The sequence below is a fragment of the Leifsonia sp. 71-9 genome, assembly GCF_001898805.1.
Classification (GTDB): Bacteria; Actinomycetota; Actinomycetes; order Actinomycetales; family Microbacteriaceae; genus Leifsonia.
This window is the reverse complement of the sequence record NZ_MKVJ01000019.1, coordinates 163,136-183,688: the sequence shown is the minus strand read 5'-3', so window position 1 is coordinate 183,688 and position 20,553 is coordinate 163,136. Positions and strand designations below refer to the sequence as shown.

Genomic DNA, 20,553 nt, shown 5'->3' with positions numbered 1-20,553 from the left:
TGGGGGGAATTCTGGACAAGGAGGTGGCGAAATGATCTATGTTCTGGTGGTGCTTACCGTAGCTCTGCTCCTGCTTGTCGCGCTTTACGGCATATCCCGGCTGGTGCGCATCTCGGGTCGGGTGTTGGTTCAGGAACCGTTCTTGTCGGGTATGCCAGTGACGGAGCATGGGGTCTCTCGGTACCACGTGCGTTGGTACACGATTGCGATCGTCTTTCTGGTGTTCGACATGGAGATGGTTTTCATGTACCCGTGGGTGCTCGCGGTGCGTGAGACGGGTGCCGGTTCCGTAGTCGAGATGTTCGCCTTCCTTGCTGTGCTGGTTACCGCGGTCGTCTACGCCTGGCGCGAGGGCGTTTTCCGGTGGACGTGACCCGCCGTCTGTTGCAGCTCACGATTCCTCGAGCATTTGTTGTGGGTGCGTCCGGCTCGACGGCGACCCGATTGGCTGTGGAGCGTGAGTTGCGGCGGCGGGGCTGGGGTGAGGCCGTCACCCCGGCGAACGCCGACATCCTGGTCGTGTGTGGGAGCGGCGGAAACCGTTTCAGCGAAGTGGTCGACCGCCTCTGGGACCAGATACCGAGTCCTCGCGCGCTGGTTCGTGTTGCGATGCCGGATGCGGTTGCCCGGCAGCTCGACGAGTCGCGTACGGAAATGTGGGGTCTCGCGGGCCTACGGGCTGATGCAGCGCCGCGTATCGATGCTGGCGTTCGCGGCATGGACCCCGATGGCATGGACTGGAGCTCGACCGTTCAGCCGCACGACAACGTCGACGCGCGCACGACTGGTCACGACATGGACAACCATGACGTGGCCGGCATGGGCGAAATGGATATGAGTATGGAGATGCCTGGTGGCATTCCGATGGCCGATCGGGGCAGGGACCGCGATGGGTTGAAGCTCGATCAGTTGCATGTTGCTCTCGGGCCGGCTTTGTCAGCCTGGCCATCAGGGCTCATCGTGCGTCTCGTGGTTCAGGGCGACGTTGTGCAGGCGGCTGAGCCGGAGGTCGTCGGTGATTGGGCACGCTCGTCATTTTGGTTCGACGCGGGGGCGGATGATCAGCAGAGGGTGAGGGCTGCTGCTGCTGCCGATTCGTTGCAGCGCTTCCTGAGTGTTGCGGGCTGGGAGAGCGCGGCTGACACCGGTCGTTGGCTGCGCGATCAGCTGCTGGAATCTGCCCCCGGAGCAGCGGTGCATCCTCGCTTTGTTCGGTGGATTCGGCGGGTTCGTCGTTCGCGGGTCCTGCGCTGGTCGATGAGCGGGCTGGGCCAGGTTGGTTCGGATGCGCCCGGAAGTCTTCGTGGGGATGTGTGGGCACGATGCGGGCGATGGGTCGAGGAGATCACATCGGTCATCGAGAATCCCGTAGCCAACGGTCAGTCAGCGGGTGGTGCGTGGGGTGTGCAGCGTGCCGAGCACGCACGCGCCGGCCTCTCGATGTTGCCTTCGGTTCTGGCAGGACAGGAGGTCGCCGCCGCGCGGCTGATCGTTGCCTCGTTCGATCCCGATCTGGAGGCGTTGCACGCGCGCTCACTTGGTGGTTCCCATGGGTGAGGCGGCGAAGTTCGAGGACGCACTGTGGAGCACCCTGGTCGCGGTGGGACTGCTTGGCGTGTTCGGGTACGCCGTGGCTGCTACCACGGCGCTGATGCGTGCCCGGCAGGCCGGCTCCCCGTGGACCGGAGCATGGGCGGCACCGGCGCGCGAGGTGGCCCGGCTACTGGTGCGGCAGCGCACCGCTGTTCCCGGTTCCGACCGTTTGCTCGCGCGAGTCGGCGGCGCCCTGTTGCCCATCGCCGCGATCATGGCGCTGCTGATACTGCCATTTGACAGTCAGCCGCGGGGTCCCCATGCGATCAGCGATCTTTCCATTGGCGTGGTCTGGTTCAACGCGATGGAGGTGCTTGCGTGGGTGGCGGTCTGGATGGTCGGTTGGGGTTCGAACTCGGCGTGGGGAGTGGTCGGCGCGAATCGTTTCCTCGCCCAGGGTCTCGCCTATGAGTTGCCGCACATGTTTGCCCTGGTTACGGTGGCTGTCGGCGCCGGCTCCCTGCGGGTCAGCGACATTGCCGCGGCACAGACCGGAGGACTCTGGTTTGTGGTGGTTATGCCGGTGGCCTTTATCGTGTTCCTGCTCTCGGTGATGGGGTTCTCCTTCTGGGGGCCATTTGATCAAGCTGTTGGTCGTGACATCGCCAGTGGAGTGGCGGCGCAGTTGTCCGGCGTCGATCGGTTGGTCTTCCTGGTCGGTCGGTATCTGATGTTGACGGTGGGCAGTGCGATGGCGGTTCCGCTTTTCCTCGGCGGTGATGCCGGACCGGTGCTGCCGGGGTGGGCGTGGCTGCTGGTGAAGACAGTGGCCGTACTGGCGGTGTTGGTGTGGGTGGGGCAGCGGTGGCCGACGATCCGGATGGAGCGGTTCACCGAGATCAGCTGGATTGTGCTGCTGCCTGCGGGGATTCTGCAGGCGCTGGTGGTCTCGATCTTCGTCTTAGTCGGATGGATGTGAGCGCTGATGGTCGAAGCGATTGTTTTCGGGGTGTGTGCTCTGGGGTCGGTGGCGTGCGGCGTCACGGTGTTTCGGGTGAATTCGATGGCGCGTGCAACGTTCGCGTTGCTGGCCTCGTTCGTTCTCGCGGCTGTGCCGATCCTGTTGCTGGGGCTGTCGTATCTGGGTGTGCTGGTCATCTTGATGATGGTGATGGAGATGATGATCATGTTGGTCTTCATGCTCATGTACATGATGAATCCGGCCGGTCTGATGCCGATGAAGATGGTCCACAACAACCGGATGTCACTGGTCATCGCGGCCGTCGTCTTTGTCGTCCTCGCTATGGGCGCGCTGATTACCCCGTGGCCGCGGACGGGCCGCGCGTCCGCGCTCGAGCCGACTAAGGATTTGGGGCTAGATATCATGGGCCCTCACATGCTGGTCATGGTAATCATCGGGATCGTCCTCTTCGCGACGATGGTTGCGGTGATCGTGCTCTCCTCCGCGCGCGGCCGGTACGACCGGTTTGGTGACGACCTGAGTATCCGGCCACCACAGGATCCGGTGAAAGGGGGCTTGGGCCGATGACGCTGCCCCTGTTCCTGATCTTTGCTGCCGCCCTGTTCGCGGTCGGCCTGTACGGGCTGCTCAGTCAGCAGTCGATCGTGATGATCATGATGGGTCTCGAGCTCACCATCAACGGCATCATTGTGGCGGCAGCGGCTGTCTGGTACTTCATTAGCCCGGGACGCCCGGACGCGCAGACCGTCATTCTGGTGGCGATGGCGGCGATGGCGGTGGAGATGGCGATGGGTTTCGCCGTAACGACCGCGATCTTCCGCACCCGGGACGTGGACATGGTCGACTCCGCATCCGATCTGAAGGGCTAGCCGCCGGTGATTCTTCTCATTCTCGCTGTGCTGCCCGCGACGATGGCGATTGTGCTGCTTCTCGCCGGTCGGCGGGCGGATGCGATCGCTCCGGCGGCCGCGGTCACGGTGGGGTTCGTCGAACTGGGCTTGGCGATCGATGCGGCGATTATGAGACCGACGTTCCACGTCGCAGCCCTAGACGGCGTACCGGCCGCTCTCGCGGTGGATGGGCTAGCTGCGATCGCCGTGATCACGGTCGCCGGTGTGTTCCTGGCTGTATCTGTTTTCGCGGTCGGGGACATTGGACGCGGCGAGGCTCGGGCCCGCTTCTTCGGCACGCTGCTGCTGTTCGTCGCCGCCATGTTGGTAACCGTGACCGCCACGAACGTGTTCACGCTGCTCGCAGCCTGGGAGATCATGGGCGCCACCTCCTACGCGCTGATCGGATTCTGGTGGCCCGACACAGATCGGGTGCGGTCGGGCGGAATCGCGTTCATCACGACACGATCCGCAGACGTCGGCATGTATGTAGCGGCCGGGGCTGCGCTGGCCGGTGGTGGGGCTGGCCTAAATCTGACGCAACTCGGAAGCATCCCCGGCGGCTGGCGCGATGTGATCCTGGCCGGTTTGGCCCTGGCGGCTCTCGGCAAATCGGCGCAATTGCCGTTCAGTTTTTGGCTCTCGCATGCCATGGCCGGCCCGTCCCCGGTGTCGGCCCTGCTCCACTCGGCCACCATGGTTGCCGCCGGAGGGTACCTCCTGCTACGGATCGAACCCGGCATGGCGGCCACCGGCTGGCTGGGCCCCGTGGTGGCCTGGGTCGGCGCGTTGACGGCACTGATGCTTGGGGCTGTTGCGGTGGCGCAACGCGACCTGAAGCAATTGTTGGCGGCATCGACCTGTTCCCAGATTGGCTTCATCGTGCTGGCTGCAGGCGTCGGTGGCATCGTCGGCGGGGCAGCCCAGTTCGTGGCGCACGCAGCGGTGAAGAGTCTGCTATTTCTGGTGGCTGGCGCCTGGCTTGCCCTGTTGGGCACAAAGGATCTGTTGCGGTTGCGCGGTGCTGCCCGCATGCATCCCGCAGCCGGTGTCACGTTTACGATCGGGGCACTGGCCTTGGGAGGGCTGCCGCCGCTGTCGATCTGGGTGGCCAAGGATCAGATTCTCGCCGCGACACTTCCGAGCTCCGCAGCCCTGTACATCATCGGTCTCGCCGCGGCCGGGTTAAGCGCGGCCTATGCGGCCAAGGCGCTGGCCGTCGTCTGGACGAAACCCGTAACCGATGATCCGCTGGCCTCAATCAGGGCGGGGCATATGCCGGTCAGTGAGCTGCTGCCGTTGCCGGGATTGGCCGCCGCGGCAGCCGTGCTCGGTGTTTCCGGTATCCCGTCGTTGTCCGCCGCATGGGCGCGGGCGCTCGGTCTACCACAGCCCATTGTGCCTGCCCCCTGGGAGCTAGTGGTGTCGGCGTTGCTGGCGGTGACGGTGATCGTCGTCGTGGCGCGGTGGCAGCATCGGCGGCTGGAGGGTGCGAACGAGCTGGTCGCCGAGTTCGGGTGGTTGCGAGATTGGCTCGGGCTTGAGGCTGAAATCAACGCCGTCATCGTCCGTCCGGTCACCGCGCTGTCCGTGTGGTGCGCCCGCTTCGACGACCGGGTCATCGCGCACGTCGGGGATGCCCTTGGCGCCGGCGCACTGCGCCTGTCTCGCTTTGTGGATTCCCGCCTTGAGCGCGGCCTCAGCGGGGCGGTCGGTGCTGTTGCCGGCGGCGCGCGCAAGCTTGCCGCATCCGCTGTTCGCCCGCAGACCGGGCTGATTTACCAGTATTACGTCCAGGCGATCATCATCCTGGTCGTGCTTGCCGCCGTCTTCGTTCTCGTGGGGTGACCGTGCTCTCTGGCCTCGTATTCCTGCCCACGGTCGTGGCTGCTCTGCTGATGGTGGTGCCGCGAACCCGGGTGCGGTTCTTCGCGTGGGCCTGGGTGGTGTTGGCGTCCGTTGAGCTTGCGCTGATCGTTCTGCTGTGGATCGGGTATATCGGCGGCGGGAGGACCGGGTTCGCTTACGAGGAGAACATTCGCTGGCTGCCGACGCTCGGCTCCGGTTATCACATCGGCGTCGACGGGTTTTCGCTGCCGCTGGTCGCGCTGACCGGGGTACTGTTCCTGGCCTGCGCCATCTACTCACTACGCGAACAGCGCAGGACCCGCGCCTGGGTGGTGTTGTTCCTGTTTCTGCAGACCGTCTCCTTTGGCCTGTTCGTGTCGCTGGATCTGCTGGTGTTCTTCGTCTTCTTCGACCTGTCGATCGTGGCCATGTACTTCATCATCGCCGGATGGGGTCACGCCGGCGCGGCGCGGGCGGCCCTTCAGTTCTTCCTCTATACCTTCATCGGATCTCTGGCGCTGTTGCTCGGTTTCATCGGCCTTTATCTGGCCAGCACACCGCACACCTTCGACATTCCGGAATTGGTGCGGCAAGACCCGCTGAAATCTAGTCCGGTGCTCGCCGGGGCCATCCTGTTCGCCATCAGCCTTGGGCTTGCCATCAAGACCCCGACGGTTCCGTTCCATACTTGGTTGCCGCCGGCGCACACCGAAGCGCCGACTGCGGGTTCGGTGATCCTTGCTGGCGTGCTCCTGAAGATGGGCACCTACGGCTTCGTGCGGATCGCGATGCCGATCCTCCCCAACGCGTGGCGCGCTTACGCGATGGTTTTTGTCATCGTCGGGGTGATCTCTGTGCTGTACGGTGCGCTGGTGGCGATGGCGCAGACGAACCTGAAACGCATGATCGCCTACACCTCGATCAACCATATGGGCTACATCATCCTCGGGTTGGGCGCTGCGGGACTCGCAACCGGATCAAACGTGCAAGCTTCAGTTCTGGCGGTCAGCGGTGCGGTGACACAGATGGTCAGCCACGGCCTACTGACCGGGGCACTGTTCCTGCTCGCCGGGGTGCTCTACGCCCGCGGGGCAACCTTCGATATCGACGCCTACGGCGGACTGGCGACACGGGCGCCGGTTTTCGCCGGGCTGATGGTGGTGGCCGTGTTCGGATCCCTGGGACTGCCTGGGCTCTCCGGCTTCATCGCCGAGTTCCAGATCTTCACTGGCAGCCTCGGGGCGGCGCCGATACCAACAGCTTTATCCGTGGTCGGGATCGTGATCACCGCCAGTTTGCTGCTACGCATGTTCCAGCGCATCTTCCTCGGCCACCAGCGGCATCCACTCGAAACCGATCGGGTGCTTACCACGTCGGATGGCGCCGACACACCCATCAAGGACGTCTTCTCACGCGAGTTCGCCTCCATCGCGCCACTGCTACTGCTGTCGGTGATCATCGGCGTGGTGCCCAGATTCCTGCTGGGCGTGATCGAGCCTGCCGCCCACGCCCTGATAGCTCTGGTCGGCCGATGAACGGTATGCAGGCCGGGCAGGAGATCGATCTGACCGTCCTCGTCCCGGAACTTGCGGTCACCGTGACAGCAGTGCTCGGTCTCCTGGTGGGCAGTTGGCTGCCCCGGCGAAGGCAATGGCTGGTCCGCGTCCTCGCGTTAGTCGGCATCCTCGTCGCCGTGCTCGCCACCGTTGTCGCGATGACACAGCCGCCCGTGGTCACGGCCGCGGGGACTTACACGATCGACATCGCACTGAACGCGGTACGCCTTGCGGTGCTTGTGGGCACAGCAATCGTGATCGGGCTCGCCAATGACCAGATTGCCGGCATGAAGCGAGAATCGGAGTTCTACGTGCTGCTGCTGCTCGGGGCACTCGGCACCACCGTGGTCGCTGGTGCCAGCGACCTGCTCGTGCTCGCGTCCGGATACCTGCTGGCCAGCATCCCCCTCTACGCACTGGTCGGGTTCGCAAAAGACCGCCTTGGCACCGAAGCCATGCTGAAGTACTACCTGATGGGCGCCCTATTCGGAATGCTCATACTGGTCGGTGTCGTACTGCTCCTAGCCACCGGCGGTAGCACCTCCTATGCGGAACTCGGCCGCAGCCTGCCACGCGGACCGATGGGAGCAACGGCGATCGGAATTCTCGCGCTGGCCGCCGGGCTGCTGTTCAAAGCCGGCGCCGTTCCCGCCCACTTCTGGGTGCCCGACGCCATCGAGGGCGCCACGCCGGCGGTCGCCGCGTTCATCGCCACCATCCCCAAGATCGGCGCGCTCGTAGCACTCTTCCGGCTCAGCACCGACGTCTTCGCACACGTCCCCCTGAACTGGACCCTCATCCTCGCCCTGCTCGCCGCGGTCACAATGACACTGGGTAACCTCGCCGCCTTCTTCCAAACCAGCGTCAGCCGGCTGCTGGCCTACTCAACCATTAGCCAAGTGGGCTACCTGCTGATGATCGTGGCCGCATATCAGCAACCCACGCGCGCTCTGCCGAGCCTGCTCTACTACCTCTTCGGCTACACAATCACCAACCTCGGCGCATTCGCCGTCGTTTCTGCATTCGCCAGCCGACGCGCCTTAGTCGACTACACCGGACTCTTCCGCCGCCACCGCTGGGCCGCACTCAGTCTGACCATCTGCCTTCTCGGGCTGGTTGGCACACCGCCGACCGCGGTATTCGTAGGAAAACTGACGGCCTTCACCACCGCATTCGAGGCCAACCTGGACTGGCTTGTGATCCTCGCGGCAGCCAACTCAGTGGCCAGCCTCTTCTACTACCTTCGCTGGATCTTCCCCCTGTTCCAGCGAGGCGTAACTGACATCGGGCAACCGAACACCGCGGCCGTGCCGGAATCCGTCGGCGCTCACAGCCTCCGCCTTACGATTGTGCTCGGCGCTGTGTCCCTCGCCATCGGTATCGCAGCAAATCCACTCCTACAACTCTTCAACTGACCGCACCCGGGGTTGGCAGTGAGCGCAGAGTCTGCTCTTTTGTCTAACCGCTCGGCAGCGTATAGGTGGTCTTGCACGGACTCCGGGGCCGGATCAGGATGAACGCATGAACGTGACGCAGTTGGAGCAGGTCCGTTCCGGTCGCGGTTTATTTGCCGCACTGGACCAGAGCGGCGGTAGCACTCCAAAGGCGCTGGCCGATTACGGCATCCCCGAGAGCCGATACGAATCCCAGGCGGAGATGTTCGACCTGGTCCACGAAATGCGCTCCCGCGTCATCACCAGCCCAGCGTTTGATGGAAGGCGCGTACTCGGTACGATCCTGTTCGAGCAGACCATGGAACGCGATATCGGCGGCGTCCCGACAGGGCGCTATCTCTGGGCCGAAAAGCGAGTCGTACCGTTTCTCAAAGTGGATAAGGGGCTTGCCGACGAGCGGCACGGGGTGTCGTTGATGAAGCCGATTGACACGCTCGATGACCTTCTTGAGCTGGCTAACCGGAACCACATGTTCGGCACGAAAATGCGCTCCCTGATCGACGACGCGGATAAGGGCGGCGTGAGCGCCATTGTCGACCAACAATTCGAGTACGCCGCAAGGATCGCGAGGGCAGGGCTCGTGCCGATTCTCGAACCCGAGGTCAGCATCCACAGCCCACATAAGAACGAGGCAGAGGCACTGCTTCACAACGCTTTGCTGGCTGGCCTGGAGGCGCTGCCAGACGACGCCGCGATCATGCTGAAACTGACGATCCCGACGCTAACGGGCCGTTACACCGATCTGGCCGCCGACCCGCGGGTGCTGCGAGTGCTCGCGCTCTCCGGTGGGTACAGCCGTGACGAGGCATGCGACCTGCTGGCCAAGGAACCGGGCATGATCGCAAGCTTCGCCCGCGCATTGCTCGAAGGGCTCGCCGCCGAACAAACCAGTGAGCAATTCAACGCGCGCCTGAACGCATCGCTCGCGCAGGTCTACGCGGCATCCGTGCACAAGTCGCCCGCCTAATGTCGATCTCCATGCACTCGTGCAGGGCGATCACATTCACGGGCCTGATCTTCAGGCCGTTCCCGCACACCGGAACAGCCAATCAGCGCCGCCTTCGCCCCTCACTTTGGCCTGAGGCGAGAGTCACTTCAGGGCTGGCACTCAGCTTCAAAGAAGCGCTGACCCAGGCTCGTTGTCCGGTCTAATACAGGGCTGTCTTGAGGAGGATCACGAGGATGCCGAAGAGCGCACTGGTGAGCGCTGCCGCGATGCGCGCCCACCAAGGTCGAGAGCGCACCGACAGGACGAGGTAGCCCAGCAACGCAAGCATCACTACTGCCAACCAGAGCGCGACTGATATTGCGGTGTCGATCGTCACTAACCCGAGCGCGGCCAGCAGAAGCGGAGCGGATGGAACGACGGCTGCCTCTGGCATCCCACTCGATTCCTGCAAGGCCTGCCTAAGTGAATCCCTCACTCTGTCCCGAAGGCGGTCGGCATCTCCTTGGAAACCGAGAGCGGTCGAGAAGACGTGCGCGACCCAGAACACGATGACGCTGACCACGGCGAAGATGAGCACCTGCCATGCCGCGCTTGACTCTTTGAGACCGATCGACGTCGCAGCGACCACGCTCGCGTAGACGATCGTGCCGTAGATCGCCGCAGGGGTACCAATGTGCCGCCACAGCGCGCGGTGCACATGATCGGTCGGCACCCCCCGGGGTTGACTCAGCGAGCCAGATCTAGTCATGTGCCACATCATCCGCACCTTGGGCCGTATCCGCAAGGAAACCACCGAGCCTGAGATCCCGAACGCGTGATGCACACGGGGTCTCACACAGTTCAACTGGATCGCTGAGCCCAGCAACTGGAGGTCGGGACTGCGCGCCGTGCGCGTCGTGCCGGTCGTCCTGCTCATTCTCGCCGCTGCGCTGATAGCAGGCGTTGGGGTTTGGTCACGCCTCCGACGCTGCACAAGCGACCATGCGCGAGTCGAAGACACGCGCTGCCCGACCCAGGGACGCCGAGTTCTGCGCGGCACTGTGCGCTACGGCAGGCGCATCGGCGCCGGTACACGAATCGACTGTCATGATCGGCTCGCTACGGCGTTGATCTTGCTCGGCCTCGTGGTCATCGACAATTTCATTGCTGACCGCGGCGGATTGGCTGATATGTGCGCCTCTCAGTTGACGATGGGCGAATCTGTCTTATTGGATTCGCGGCCCAATGGCTACTCGCGCACCTTTGCGCCGGTGGCCCGACCGTGCCGATTGCGGGACCGTTATGCCGATCCGCGCGGTCAACTGGCCGGCTACCCGCAGGCCGCCGGCCGACCCTCCAGACGATGCGCAACCGTTCGAGGTCAGCGGCACGAGGATGCCGATCTCGTTATTGCCCGTCCGCGACGAATGCGACGAAGATGGCAACGCGCCGGCTGCGGCTGTATCCGCTAGGGCGACGACCATGAACGGTGCGACAACGCCGTCGGCGGTTCCGGCCTGACTGCAGGCTCAGACACAGAATGTGACAAGTTGGTAACGAGCGCATACCATTACCGGGTATTCCCATTGCGAACTCTGGATCACCTGGTCCGTTCGCATCCCCCCCGGCGAAAGGCATTGCGTGGCACGCTCGAGCACGTCTGCTGGGGACTTCTCCCTGTCACAGGACGCCGTCGAGCCGGGCGGCCTGCCGCGATCCGAGCCGACGGAAAGGCGCTCGAACCATACGGCTGCAGTGGACGCTTTCTCGTCTCGACGCGAAAGACACGCGTTCGAACGCCGCGAAATCGAGTTGACTCCTCCCCAGACGCTGGATCGGCGAGCATCAAGCCGCGTATCCGCGTCGGTCCGGCAGGGCAAACGTCGGGTCGCGGCATCCCACGGGGTTCGAGAGGACTCATTTCGCGCCGTAGGCAACGACCCATCGGCGCCCACTTCGCGCCGACGTAGCAACGTGCGGCCGGCTTGTGCCCCATTTGCGTCTCGGTCCTCAATCGAAGACCGTTCGCAAAACCGGCGGCTGCGCTCGATCTGGGCGAAGGTTGTTGTGGTTGCAGCGGCGAGTGGGCTCGTCGGCACGGCGGCGTTGCCCGCGTATGCGACTTCTGCCGATGGCGCCGCTACTGCGTCTCGAGCGGGCGTCGCTGTACAGACGTTGCTGAGTGGCGGAGCTGCCGTTCCAGCGGCGGCCCGAGAAGCCTTTTCGATCACTGAGAACAGCGCGAAACTGGACTCCACGGTGGAGTCGACCGTATCGCCGACGGTACAGCGGTTGGCGCAGACTCTTATGGTCGCTGTTGGGCAAGGACGGTTGACGGGGTACACCCCCGACCACATCCCGGAGATCAGGAACCTGGCGGAGGGTCGCGCCGTTCCTGGATGTGGTGTGGACTATCGGGTGCTGCAGACCATCGAAGTCGCATTAGCGAACTTCAACACCGTCAGCGTCAGTGACATCAACCGACGGTGCACCGGTCAGATCGAAGGTGCGGGTAGTGCGTCCTCGCATTACGCCAATGGCGGAGGTCATGCCGTGGACTTTTACTTGCTAAATGGTCGCCCGCTCACGGGCGGAGATCCGGGGTCGCTGAAGCTAATTCGCGCGCTTGACCCTGTGATGCCTCCGAATACAGATCTGGGCCAGGTGGGCTGCCGGGGGAGCGTGGCCGTCACCAATTTCCTGCCGTTCGACGACACTTGCGATCACCTCCACATTGACTTTCGGCAAGCGCAGGGCACCACGCTCAAGCTCTCCACCTAACCTATAAACGCAGACACATCATCCGGTTTGCTGCTCCCGCCCATCACCCCTCGCTAAGATGCGGGTGCCCCAAACCATCAACCCAGGACTGAAACATGACGCTCCCGCGACTCGACCCGAACCGGGTCGTTGCTATGCGCCGGCATCGGATCCTGCTCGCAATTCTGTCGCTGATGGCGTTGGTGGTCGGGATGTTTGTGATGACATCCATGAACTCGGCACACCCGCATGAGTCCGTCGCGACTGCGGTTGGCAGCCAACCTAACGCCCACTCTGTCGCGACCCAACCACACATTGAGCCGCCCATTGTTCCGGTTTCGCCAGTCGCAAGCGCACCCGAAAGCCTTCAGAGCTCCCCGGGACCGCAGTGCGACACGGTCTGCGAGCTCAGTTGTGCGATCGCAGGCGCCGCGTGCGTTCTGGTCGTGATCGCCGTCGCCGTCTCGCTCTTCGCGGTAAGTAGAGGGCTCGCGCTTGTTGACCTTGTGCAGCGAAGCGCGCCTGTCGCCATAGCGTCAATTACGTCTGTTCGAGCGCATGGACCGTCGCTAGTCGCGCTCTCCATAAGCCGCACCTAGACCGGCACCTCTGGACCCCACGGCGCAACGCCGACTTGACTAGCAAGCACTAGCGGTTGGCTGGCGTGGGGTTTGCGCTCCCTGCTGTGACGTGATCGACGCTTCTCTTCGGATGGTCTCCGTCACAACACCCTCCCCAGTTTATTTGGCGATGAATGTGGCCTCCGGTCGGCATTTCTCGTCGTTACCCTTCTGAGCCGACCTACGGGTCTTCTCACGCCAAAACGTCGGAGCCTTTCGCCACGATGCCCGCACACTCTCGCCACCGACAAAGCGCGAACGCGCTTCCCGCGGCCGCCTACCAGCACGAATCACGCCGCGCCCGACGCGACGCCGAGCGGCGTCGACCGGTCACGCGTCCCGAGGCAAACACTCGGCAACGACGTACCCGCAAACGATGGGCGCCGATTGCTGCGCTGGCGCTGGCCGGAACCTTGTTCGGAACCTACGCCCTCCCGGCCTATGCGATCGTGCCCGGCGAACGGCAACAGATCGCAACGGCACGACCGGGAGAGCTGCAAACGGTAACAGTCGCCGCTACCGACCCGGCACCCGTCACACGCGAAGAAGTCGCTGTGACCGCGCCGCCGCCGCCGAAACCGAAACCAAAAGCCGCAGTCACTACTCCGAACACCTTCCTGCGGACAGCGAACACGTTCACAAACGACCCCGCCTCCCCGATCCAGTGGCCATTCGATGTCGGCGTGCCAATCAGCGACGGATTCGGCTACCGAGTCGCGCCGTGCTCTGGTTGCTCCTCCTATCACGAGGGCATCGATATGAATCCGGGCGCCGGAACCCCGATCCAGGCGATAGCGGACGGCGTCGTCCGCGAGGTGGGCAATCCGTCCGGAAGCCTGGGCGTGTACGCCATCATCGACCACCAAATCGAGGGACAAACTGTCAGCAGCCTCTACGCCCACATGGCCTACGGTTCGCTCGCGCTCAGTGTGGGACAAACCGTCAAGGTCCGACAACTGGTCGGGCCTGGTCGGCAGCACAGGGGCCAGCACCGGCGCCCATCTGCATCTCGGCATTTCCGTCAACGGAACCCCGGTCGACCCCTATGCGTGGCTTACGCAGAAAGTGAAATAAGCATGCCATCGCGCATCCGTCGGCACACCTCGGCCCTCATCGTCAGCACCCTCGCGGTCACTGTCCTGCTCAGCGGTTGCAGCGCCGCAACACCGGCGGCTCCGAGAATGAACGAGCTCGGACACGTGCATGGCCTGGATGCCACGCACGGTCGCATCTTTGCCGCGACCCACCAGGGGGTGTGGGCAATCGACGCGGCGAAACTAGGAGATGGTTTCGCCACCGATACCACCGCCCGGGTCGGCGTTAGTAGCCAGGACACAATGGGGTTTACTGTCGCCCGTTCCGGCGTCATGTTCGCATCCGGGCACCCCGACCCCGGCAACAACCCGCAGCAGCTACCCGCGAACCTAGGTCTGATCCAGAGCCTCGATGCCGCACAATCCTGGAAGCCTGTTTCGCTAGCCGGTCACACCGACTTCCACGACCTTGTTACCGCCCCGACAAGTGACGCCCGCGTGCGGATCTACGGCTACGACGCGGCCCAACAACGCGTCCGGATCAGCGATGATGGCGGTCACACCTGGCACGATGGCGCGACCCTCTCGTTGCGGAAGCTCGCGGTCAACCCAAACGCACCGGACACGCTCCTTGCCACAACCCAGGCCGGCGTGCAGATCAGCCGGGACGCCGGTTTGACCTTCACTGCCCTGCCCGGACGGCCGATCCTGTACTTGGTCGCCCCGGTGGACGCAGCACCGGGACAATTCGTCGGCGTCGACGTCAGCAAGAAGATCTGGGTAACCACAGACGACGGTTCCACCTGGGCGCGGAAAGGAACGTTTGACTCTCTGCCCGAGTCGCTGGCAACAGTGCAGGGCGCGTCAAAACTGTGGATCCTCGGTGCCCATGCCCGCGGAATCGTCGCAACCGCCGATCACGGCACCAGCTGGGTCACCTTGATCGAGGGCACCCTATGAGCGCAACACGGGGCTCGACGAAGAGCACGCGTCGAGTCCAACCAATTCGAGTGCGGTGGCCAGTGGCTGTGCTGATCCTGACCGTCCTACTCAGTAGCCAGCTGGTGGCAGCAGGCCCGGCACGAGGCGCCGACTATCCGTCCTGGGCGGAGGTTGAAGCCGCACGCTCAAGCGAGAGTGCGAAAGCAACCGAAATCAATCGGATCACCAATCTTCTGCGCACACTGGAAGACAACGTCCGCACCGCCCAGGCGGCAGCAGCCGACCGTGGCAGCGACTACGAGAAGGCGCAAGCACGACTCGATCTAGCAAATTACCGAGCACAAACGCTGCGTACTTCGGCCGATGCGGCGCAGGCGCGCGCGAACGCATCCCAAGCACGCGCCGGCCAACTGGTCGCCCAACTCGCACGCTTCGGCAACGGCGAACCGACCACCCTGTTCCTGCTGAACGGGCAACGAGCTGAGACGCTGCTGTTCCAACTCGGCACCATGAGCCAACTCACGCAACGCTCCAATCGGGCCTTCGCCGCCGCTACCACCAGCGCAAACACCGTCCGATCACTTACCCGCCAGGCGGATGCCGCCCAAGCCGCTCTAGCGAACCTTAGCCGCGCTGCCGAAAAGACGCTGCAGGATGCGGTCGCTGCCAGCCGTACTGCAGCGAACCAGCTGGCTGAACAGCGACAGACACAGGGAACCCTGCAAGCCCAACTGGCACTGCTGGTCGAGAACCGCAAAGCGACCGAAGCCGACTACCGCAAAGGGGAAGAGGCCCGACGTCAGCAAGAAGCGGCCGCCGCAGCCGCAGCCGCAGCCGCTGCTGCCGCGGCTGCGGCAGGTGGTGCACCGGTGCCCTCAGGGGACGGTGGGCAACTCGGTGGACAAGGTTGGGCGAAACCGGTGTCCGGATGGATCAGCGACCGGTTCGGGCCACGCCCGGACAAACCGGTCGCCAGCTCGGGCGCATTCCACTACGGCACAGATCTTGCCGCCGGGTGCGGCACCGCGATCTTCGCCGCCGCCCCCGGACGCGTCGTATACGCAGGCTGGCTTGGAACCTACGGCAACTGGGTGCTCCTTGACCACGGCTCCGGGGTGATGACCGGGTACGCGCACATCCGCGAGCGCGGAGTCCTGGTCAACGTGGGCCAAACCGTTCAAGCCGGCCAGAACATCGCCCAGGTCGGTACGACGGGCGGCTCCTCCGGCTGCCACCTGCACTTCGAAGTCCGCGTCAACGGTAACCGGATCGACCCGCAACCATTCATGAGCGCGAGAGGAATCACACTTGGCTAACCCCACCCCGCGAACCATCAGGCTCCGTACCGCCGTCACCTCGGTAGCGACAGCTGTCATGCTCGTCGTCACGCTGGCGGGGTGCAGCAGCAACAACGATGCCCTCGCTCAGCAGTACAAAGACGGATCCGGGAAGAACTACGTCGCCGGCGACGGCACCATCACCGAAATCAAACCCCAGAATCGTGCGGCACCTGTCGCATTCGCGGGAAAGCTCGAGGATGGCAAACCGACCACTTCAGCGATGTACGCCGGGAAAGTTCTGGTCGTCAATTTTTGGTACGCCGGATGCGCCCCCTGCCGGGCGGAGGCACCCGCACTCGAAAAGACGTACACAAAGTTCGCCGGACAAGGTGTTGAATTCCTCGGTGCCAACGTCAGGGACCAAGCCGAAACCGCCCGCGCGTTCGCCCGCACCTATGGAGTGACCTACCCCAGCGTGCTCGACGCCTCCGACGGTGCCATGCAACTGGCGTTCAGCGGGATTGTTGCGCCCAACGCGGTCCCCACCACACTCGTCGTCGACAAGGACGGACGCGTCGCCGCTCGCATCCTGGGCCAACTGCCGGACGCGTCCGTGCTCAGCGCACTAATCAGCACCGTTCTGACAGAACAGGGACCGTGACACCCTTCCTCGAAGTTAGGAGCCTCCACCCGCACACCCCTCACCGAAAGCCCTTTCATGAACCGCCACCTCAGCATTCCCAGCCCCGACCCCGTGTTCGCCCAGTTCGCGGTTGGTCCACTGACCATCCACACCTATGCGCTGTGCATTCTCGCCGGAATCGTCGCAGCCACGATGATCACCTCCAAACGACTCGCCCAGCGGGGCGCCCGCGGCCCCGTCGTTCTCGACATCATTCTCTGGGCGGTGCCGTTAGGCATCGTCGGTGCCCGGTTCTACCACGTCTTCACCCACACCGGCGACTACTTCTACCCCGGCGCGAACCTGTGGAAGGTGTTCGCCATCTGGGACGGCGGGAACGCCCTCTATGGATCCCTCATCGGCGGAGCCGTCGGCGCCTACATCGGGTGCCGGCAAACCAAAATCCGGTTCTGGTCCTTCGCAGACGCGCTGGCACCGGCCCTGCTCGTCGCGCAATCGCTTGGACGGTTCGGCAACTACTTCAACCACGAACTCTTCGGCCTGCCAACCACGTTGCCGTGGGGCCTGCAGATCGAAGCGAGCAATCCCAAATTCCCTGCCGGCCTCCCTGCTGGATCGCTCTTCCACCCGTTGTTCCTCTACGAGATCATCTGGAACCTGATCGGGGTCGGCATCATCCTGGTGTTGGAACGCCGCCTCAACTTGCGATGGGGGCGAGCCTTCGCCGTGTACCTGATCTGGTACGGCCTAGGCCGGAGCTGGCTGGAAGCAATCCGGATCGATCCCACCAGTAACACGTTCCTCGGTATCCCCGCCAACGTGTGGGCCTCCTTCGTCCTGGTCGCGCTCGGCGCGGCGCTATTCCTCGTGCAAACCAAACGCCACCCCGAACCCGAAGACTCGCCGTACCGTGACGGGCACCAACCCACACCTCTCGACGACCCGAACCCCGCCGTCACCACCACCCCAGCCGTCGACGATGCTGCAGGAGCCCCCGAAGACGTACCCCGGTCGAACTCGATGCGAAAGCGGTCCGATGTCTAGGCCCTTGGACCACATCGAGGTCGACGTCAGACCACCCGACCCGGGCAAAATCACCGAACCGGCACTCGGGTTCACCGGATGGATGCGCTGGATGTGGCGACAGCTGACCAGCATGCGCGTCGCCCTGTTCCTGCTGCTGCTGCTCGCTCTGGCCGCCGTCCCCGGATCCCTGGTCCCGCAACGCAGCTCCGACCCCAACGGTGTCGTTCAATACTTCAAAAACAACCCCGGCCTCGCGCCAGTGCTGGACAAACTCCAAGCCTTCGACGCCTACACCTCGTTCTGGTTCTCCAGCATCTATCTGCTGCTGTTCATCTCTCTGATCGGGTGCGTCCTGCCACGCACGGTCCACCACCTCCGCTCCCTCCGCGCGACACCACCAAAAACGCCCGCCCGACTATCACGGATGAGCGGCCACATCTCCATCGAGTTGTCAGCTGGTCGGGGAGCCGCCTCGGCGGCAACGGCCGCAACGGCAATCAGCACGGCGGCAACAATTCTCCGCAAACGCGGCTACCGGATTGCCGCCTTCTCCGGCACGCAGGCCGCTGGTCGGCGGGAGCTGTCGGTCAGCGCCGAACGGGGCTATCTGCGCGAAGCGGGCAACCTGACCTTTCACATCGCCTTGGTCGGGATCCTGATCACGGTGGGAATCGGCGGCGGGTTCGGGTTCAACGGCAACCGGGTGGTTGTCGAGGGGCAAAGCATGATCAACACCCTCGCCGCCTACGACTCGTTCAACCCCGGCCGCTTCTTCAGCCCCACAGAGCTGGCCCCCTATTCGCTCACCCTGAACAAGCTCGCGGTCACCTACGAAACCCAGAACAAGCGGGCACGCGGACTCCCAACCGACTACACCGCGACCGTCACGACCCAAACCCAAGGCTCGCCAGACAAGTCGAGCCGCACGATCAAAGTCAACGAACCCCTCACGATCGGTGGCACCGACGTCTATCTGCTCGGAAATGGGTATGCCCCCCGGATCACAGTCCGCGACCCGCAAGGCCACGCCGTGTTCAGCGACGACATCCCCTTCCTCCCACAAGACGCGAACCTCACCTCCCTCGGCGTCGTGAAAGTCCCCGACGGACTTGCCAAACAAGTCGGTTTGATCGGTTTCTTCTATCCCACGAAGTCCACCGCAAGCACCGGAGCGTTCTATTCCTCGTACCCCGACCTCACCAATCCCGTTCTGACGTTGAACGCATACTCCGGCGACCTCGGCATCAACACCGGGGCACCCAAGTCCGTGTACGCACTTGACACCACGAAGCTCACCCAACTCACCGGCGGCACGACCGGGGTCCGGTCAATTGAGCTCAAACTCGGTCAGACGCAGCAACTTCCCGACGGTCTCGGCTCGATCACGCTGGAGCGCGTGTCCCGGTTCGCGTCCTTTGAAATCCATCACGACCCGGCCCAGGGGTGGGTGCTGTTCTTCGCCATCGCCGCGCTCGGCGGCCTTCTCACCTCCCTGTTCGTGCCACGCCGACGCCTGTGGGTGAAAGCGATCGTCGACGAAGCCAAACCCGTCCGCATCGAGTACGCCGGACTCGCTCGAGGCGACGACCCCCAACTACACGACGCGGTAGCCGACTTGGCGTCCGCCCACCAAGCAGCCTTGCGCAGCACAAGTGAAGCCGATCAGGACTCACAACGAAACACCGACCTGAAGGGAACACCGTGACCGACTCTTTGTCACAGATCTCCGTCATCTTGCTGATCTGCTCGATGGTCCTCTACGCGGCAGCGTTCATTGCTTTCGCGCTGGACCTCGCCCGGCGCAGCGCTCACGCGACCGCCTCTGTTCCTAGTGCCGTCGCCCGGCGCGCGCAAGAAGCGGAGGCCAGCAACACGCCCGGTCCGGCACGAACGACAACCCTCATCCGCGGATTGGTGGACCAGGCCGACTCCTCGAGGTTGGGGTCGGCGAGCTTGCGCACCGGATACTCACTCACCGTTCTTGCCTTCATCGTTCAACTCGGCGCCGACATCTTCCGCGGCATCGCCGCCGGACGCGTGCCGTGGGCAAACATGTATGAATTCTCGATGACCGGCACCCTGCTGATCGTCGGCGTCTTCCTCGTTGTCACGCTCAGGTACGACCTACGATTCCTCGGCTCCTTCGTCACCGGGCTTGTGCTGATCCTCCTGGGGATCTCTAGCATGCGCTACTACGTCGAGGTTGCACCGTTACCGCCTGCGTTGCAGTCATACTGGCTCGTCATCCACGTGATGGTCGCGATCATCGCTACCGGCTTCTTCGCGATCGGCTTCGCGCTCTCCGCCGTACAACTGCTGCAGACACGCAGAGAGACGCAGATCGCCGACGGCCGACCGGCCCCGCTGCGGTTCCTGGCAACCCTCCCCAGCTCGGGCACCCTGGAGAACCTGGCGTACCGGATCAACATCGTCGGTTTCATCCTCTGGACCTTCACGCTCATGGCTGGTGCGATCTGGGCAGAAAAGGCCTGGGGGCGCTACTGGGGGTGGGACACCAAGGAAGTGTGGACCTTCATTATCTGGGTCGTCTACGCCGGTTACATCCACGCTCGCGCCACCCGCGGCTGGCGCGGATCCCGCTCGGCCTGGCTGGCGATCATCGGCTTCTCCGCCGTCATGTTCAACTTCGGCATCGTCAACGTCTTCTTCAAAGGCCTGCACTCCTACAGCGGCCTCTGAACCAAGCACCCGATCGACCACAACAGCAGCAGAAAGGCAAACCATGGCCCGCAAGAACGCAGAACCCCCTCGGCGACGTTCCACTCATGAGGACGCCAAACCAACCCCGGAGCAATTGCGTGCACGCTACCTACGCAAACGCCGGTTCCTGCGCGTTGGCCAACTGATCATGCTGATCGGACTCCTGGTCGGCCTGCAACATTGGCTCGCCCACCTCGGCGTCTTCGGCACACAGCCCCCCGGCTGGGTCGACCTCGCCGCCGGATACCCGATGGCCGCAGCCCTCATTCTCGCCGGTGCCATCACTGCTGGCCAGAAATGACCAGGCTCCTCCCGCAACCCAGTTGGCGCCGATCG

General features: G+C 63.8%; 18 protein-coding genes. 17 read left to right on the top strand and 1 reads right to left on the bottom strand.

Translation table 11 applies throughout. The annotated features are described in order from the left end of the window. The 9 genes from BGO91_RS14910 to BGO91_RS14870 form a co-directional block, all read left to right on the top strand. Positions 1-373, top strand: a 373-nt coding sequence (locus tag BGO91_RS14910; protein WP_366925298.1) for an NADH-quinone oxidoreductase subunit A, incomplete at its 5' end; no start/stop codon positions are given. Continuing rightward, positions 364-1,557 (top strand): hypothetical protein, encoded by a 1,194-nt coding sequence (locus tag BGO91_RS14905; protein ID WP_290473517.1) that lies wholly within the window; start codon positions 364-366, stop codon positions 1,555-1,557. The genes BGO91_RS14910 and BGO91_RS14905, both read left to right, overlap by 10 nt. Continuing rightward, positions 1,550-2,512 (top strand): complex I subunit 1 family protein, encoded by a 963-nt coding sequence (locus BGO91_RS14900; RefSeq protein ID WP_290473516.1) that lies wholly within the window; start codon positions 1,550-1,552, stop codon positions 2,510-2,512. Before BGO91_RS14905 ends, BGO91_RS14900 begins: the two co-directional genes overlap by 8 nt. Positions 2,513-2,518: 6 nt before the next feature. Then, complete coding sequence (locus BGO91_RS14895; RefSeq protein WP_290473515.1) at positions 2,519-3,082, top strand: NADH-quinone oxidoreductase subunit J; 564 nt, start codon at positions 2,519-2,521, stop codon at positions 3,080-3,082. Continuing rightward, complete coding sequence (locus tag BGO91_RS14890; protein WP_290473514.1) at positions 3,079-3,384, top strand: NADH-quinone oxidoreductase subunit K; 306 nt, start codon at positions 3,079-3,081, stop codon at positions 3,382-3,384. The genes BGO91_RS14895 and BGO91_RS14890 overlap by 4 nt, the downstream gene beginning before the upstream one ends. A gap of 6 nt (positions 3,385-3,390) precedes the next feature. Beyond that, complete coding sequence (locus tag BGO91_RS14885) at positions 3,391-5,253, top strand: proton-conducting transporter membrane subunit (RefSeq protein WP_290473513.1); 1,863 nt, start codon at positions 3,391-3,393, stop codon at positions 5,251-5,253. Next, complete coding sequence (locus BGO91_RS14880; RefSeq protein WP_290473512.1) at positions 5,250-6,788, top strand: NuoM family protein; 1,539 nt, start codon at positions 5,250-5,252, stop codon at positions 6,786-6,788. Before BGO91_RS14885 ends, BGO91_RS14880 begins: the two co-directional genes overlap by 4 nt. Next, positions 6,785-8,224, top strand: coding sequence for an NADH-quinone oxidoreductase subunit N (locus tag BGO91_RS14875; protein ID WP_290473511.1), 1,440 nt, complete (start codon positions 6,785-6,787; stop codon positions 8,222-8,224). The genes BGO91_RS14880 and BGO91_RS14875 overlap by 4 nt, the downstream gene beginning before the upstream one ends. A gap of 106 nt (positions 8,225-8,330) precedes the next feature. After that, positions 8,331-9,230, top strand: coding sequence for a fructose bisphosphate aldolase (locus BGO91_RS14870; protein WP_290473510.1), 900 nt, complete (start codon positions 8,331-8,333; stop codon positions 9,228-9,230). 181 nt (positions 9,231-9,411) lie between these two features. Here BGO91_RS14870 and BGO91_RS14865 read toward each other — a convergent pair whose 3' ends face one another. Continuing rightward, entirely contained in the window at positions 9,412-10,128 is a 717-nt protein-coding gene (locus BGO91_RS14865) for a hypothetical protein (protein WP_290473509.1), read from the bottom strand. Between the two features lie 1,481 nt (positions 10,129-11,609). On the opposite strand from BGO91_RS14865, the gene BGO91_RS14860 reads away from it, so the two are divergent. The 8 genes from BGO91_RS14860 to BGO91_RS14825 all read left to right on the top strand — a co-directional run bounded on the left by BGO91_RS14860 (position 11,610) and on the right by BGO91_RS14825 (position 20,518). Further along, the gene (locus tag BGO91_RS14860) at positions 11,610-11,972 is read left to right on the top strand and encodes a hypothetical protein (protein ID WP_290473508.1); all 363 of its coding nucleotides are present in this window, start codon (positions 11,610-11,612) and stop codon (positions 11,970-11,972) included. Between the two features lie 823 nt (positions 11,973-12,795). Then, the gene (locus tag BGO91_RS14855) at positions 12,796-14,565 is read left to right on the top strand and encodes a F510_1955 family glycosylhydrolase (protein WP_290473507.1); all 1,770 of its coding nucleotides are present in this window, start codon (positions 12,796-12,798) and stop codon (positions 14,563-14,565) included. Positions 14,566-14,633: 68 nt separating this feature from the next. Continuing rightward, complete coding sequence (locus tag BGO91_RS14850; RefSeq protein WP_290473506.1) at positions 14,634-15,863, top strand: M23 family metallopeptidase; 1,230 nt, start codon at positions 14,634-14,636, stop codon at positions 15,861-15,863. Positions 15,864-15,921: 58 nt separating this feature from the next. Continuing rightward, positions 15,922-16,488, top strand: coding sequence for a TlpA disulfide reductase family protein (locus BGO91_RS14845; RefSeq protein ID WP_290473505.1), 567 nt, complete (start codon positions 15,922-15,924; stop codon positions 16,486-16,488). 57 nt (positions 16,489-16,545) lie between these two features. After that, on the top strand, positions 16,546-17,514 hold the full coding sequence (gene lgt, locus BGO91_RS14840) for a prolipoprotein diacylglyceryl transferase (protein WP_290473504.1): 969 nt from the start codon (positions 16,546-16,548) through the stop codon (positions 17,512-17,514). A 4-nt stretch (positions 17,515-17,518) separates the two neighbouring features. Then, complete coding sequence (locus BGO91_RS14835) at positions 17,519-19,201, top strand: cytochrome c biogenesis protein ResB (protein WP_290473503.1); 1,683 nt, start codon at positions 17,519-17,521, stop codon at positions 19,199-19,201. Beyond that, entirely contained in the window at positions 19,198-20,196 is a 999-nt protein-coding gene (gene ccsB / locus BGO91_RS14830; RefSeq protein WP_290473502.1) for a c-type cytochrome biogenesis protein CcsB, read from the top strand. The genes BGO91_RS14835 and ccsB overlap by 4 nt, the downstream gene beginning before the upstream one ends. 43 nt (positions 20,197-20,239) lie before the next feature. Next, entirely contained in the window at positions 20,240-20,518 is a 279-nt protein-coding gene (locus tag BGO91_RS14825; RefSeq protein WP_290473501.1) for a hypothetical protein, read from the top strand. Positions 20,519-20,553 lie beyond the last annotated feature (35 nt).

Coding starts and splice junctions, on each gene's coding strand:
- BGO91_RS14900 (WP_290473516.1), top strand. CDS start 1,550: ATGGGTGAGGCGGCGAAGTTCGAGGACGCACTGTGGAGCACCCTGGTC.
- BGO91_RS14895 (WP_290473515.1), top strand. CDS start 2,519: ATGGTCGAAGCGATTGTTTTCGGGGTGTGTGCTCTGGGGTCGGTGGCG.
- BGO91_RS14890 (WP_290473514.1), top strand. CDS start 3,079: ATGACGCTGCCCCTGTTCCTGATCTTTGCTGCCGCCCTGTTCGCGGTC.
- BGO91_RS14875 (WP_290473511.1), top strand. CDS start 6,785: ATGAACGGTATGCAGGCCGGGCAGGAGATCGATCTGACCGTCCTCGTC.
- BGO91_RS14870 (WP_290473510.1), top strand. CDS start 8,331: ATGAACGTGACGCAGTTGGAGCAGGTCCGTTCCGGTCGCGGTTTATTT.
- BGO91_RS14865 (WP_290473509.1), bottom strand. CDS start 10,128: ATGAGCAGGACGACCGGCACGACGCGCACGGCGCGCAGTCCCGACCTC.
- BGO91_RS14855 (WP_290473507.1), top strand. CDS start 12,796: ATGCCCGCACACTCTCGCCACCGACAAAGCGCGAACGCGCTTCCCGCG.
- BGO91_RS14845 (WP_290473505.1), top strand. CDS start 15,922: ATGCTCGTCGTCACGCTGGCGGGGTGCAGCAGCAACAACGATGCCCTC.
- lgt (WP_290473504.1), top strand. CDS start 16,546: ATGAACCGCCACCTCAGCATTCCCAGCCCCGACCCCGTGTTCGCCCAG.
- BGO91_RS14825 (WP_290473501.1), top strand. CDS start 20,240: ATGGCCCGCAAGAACGCAGAACCCCCTCGGCGACGTTCCACTCATGAG.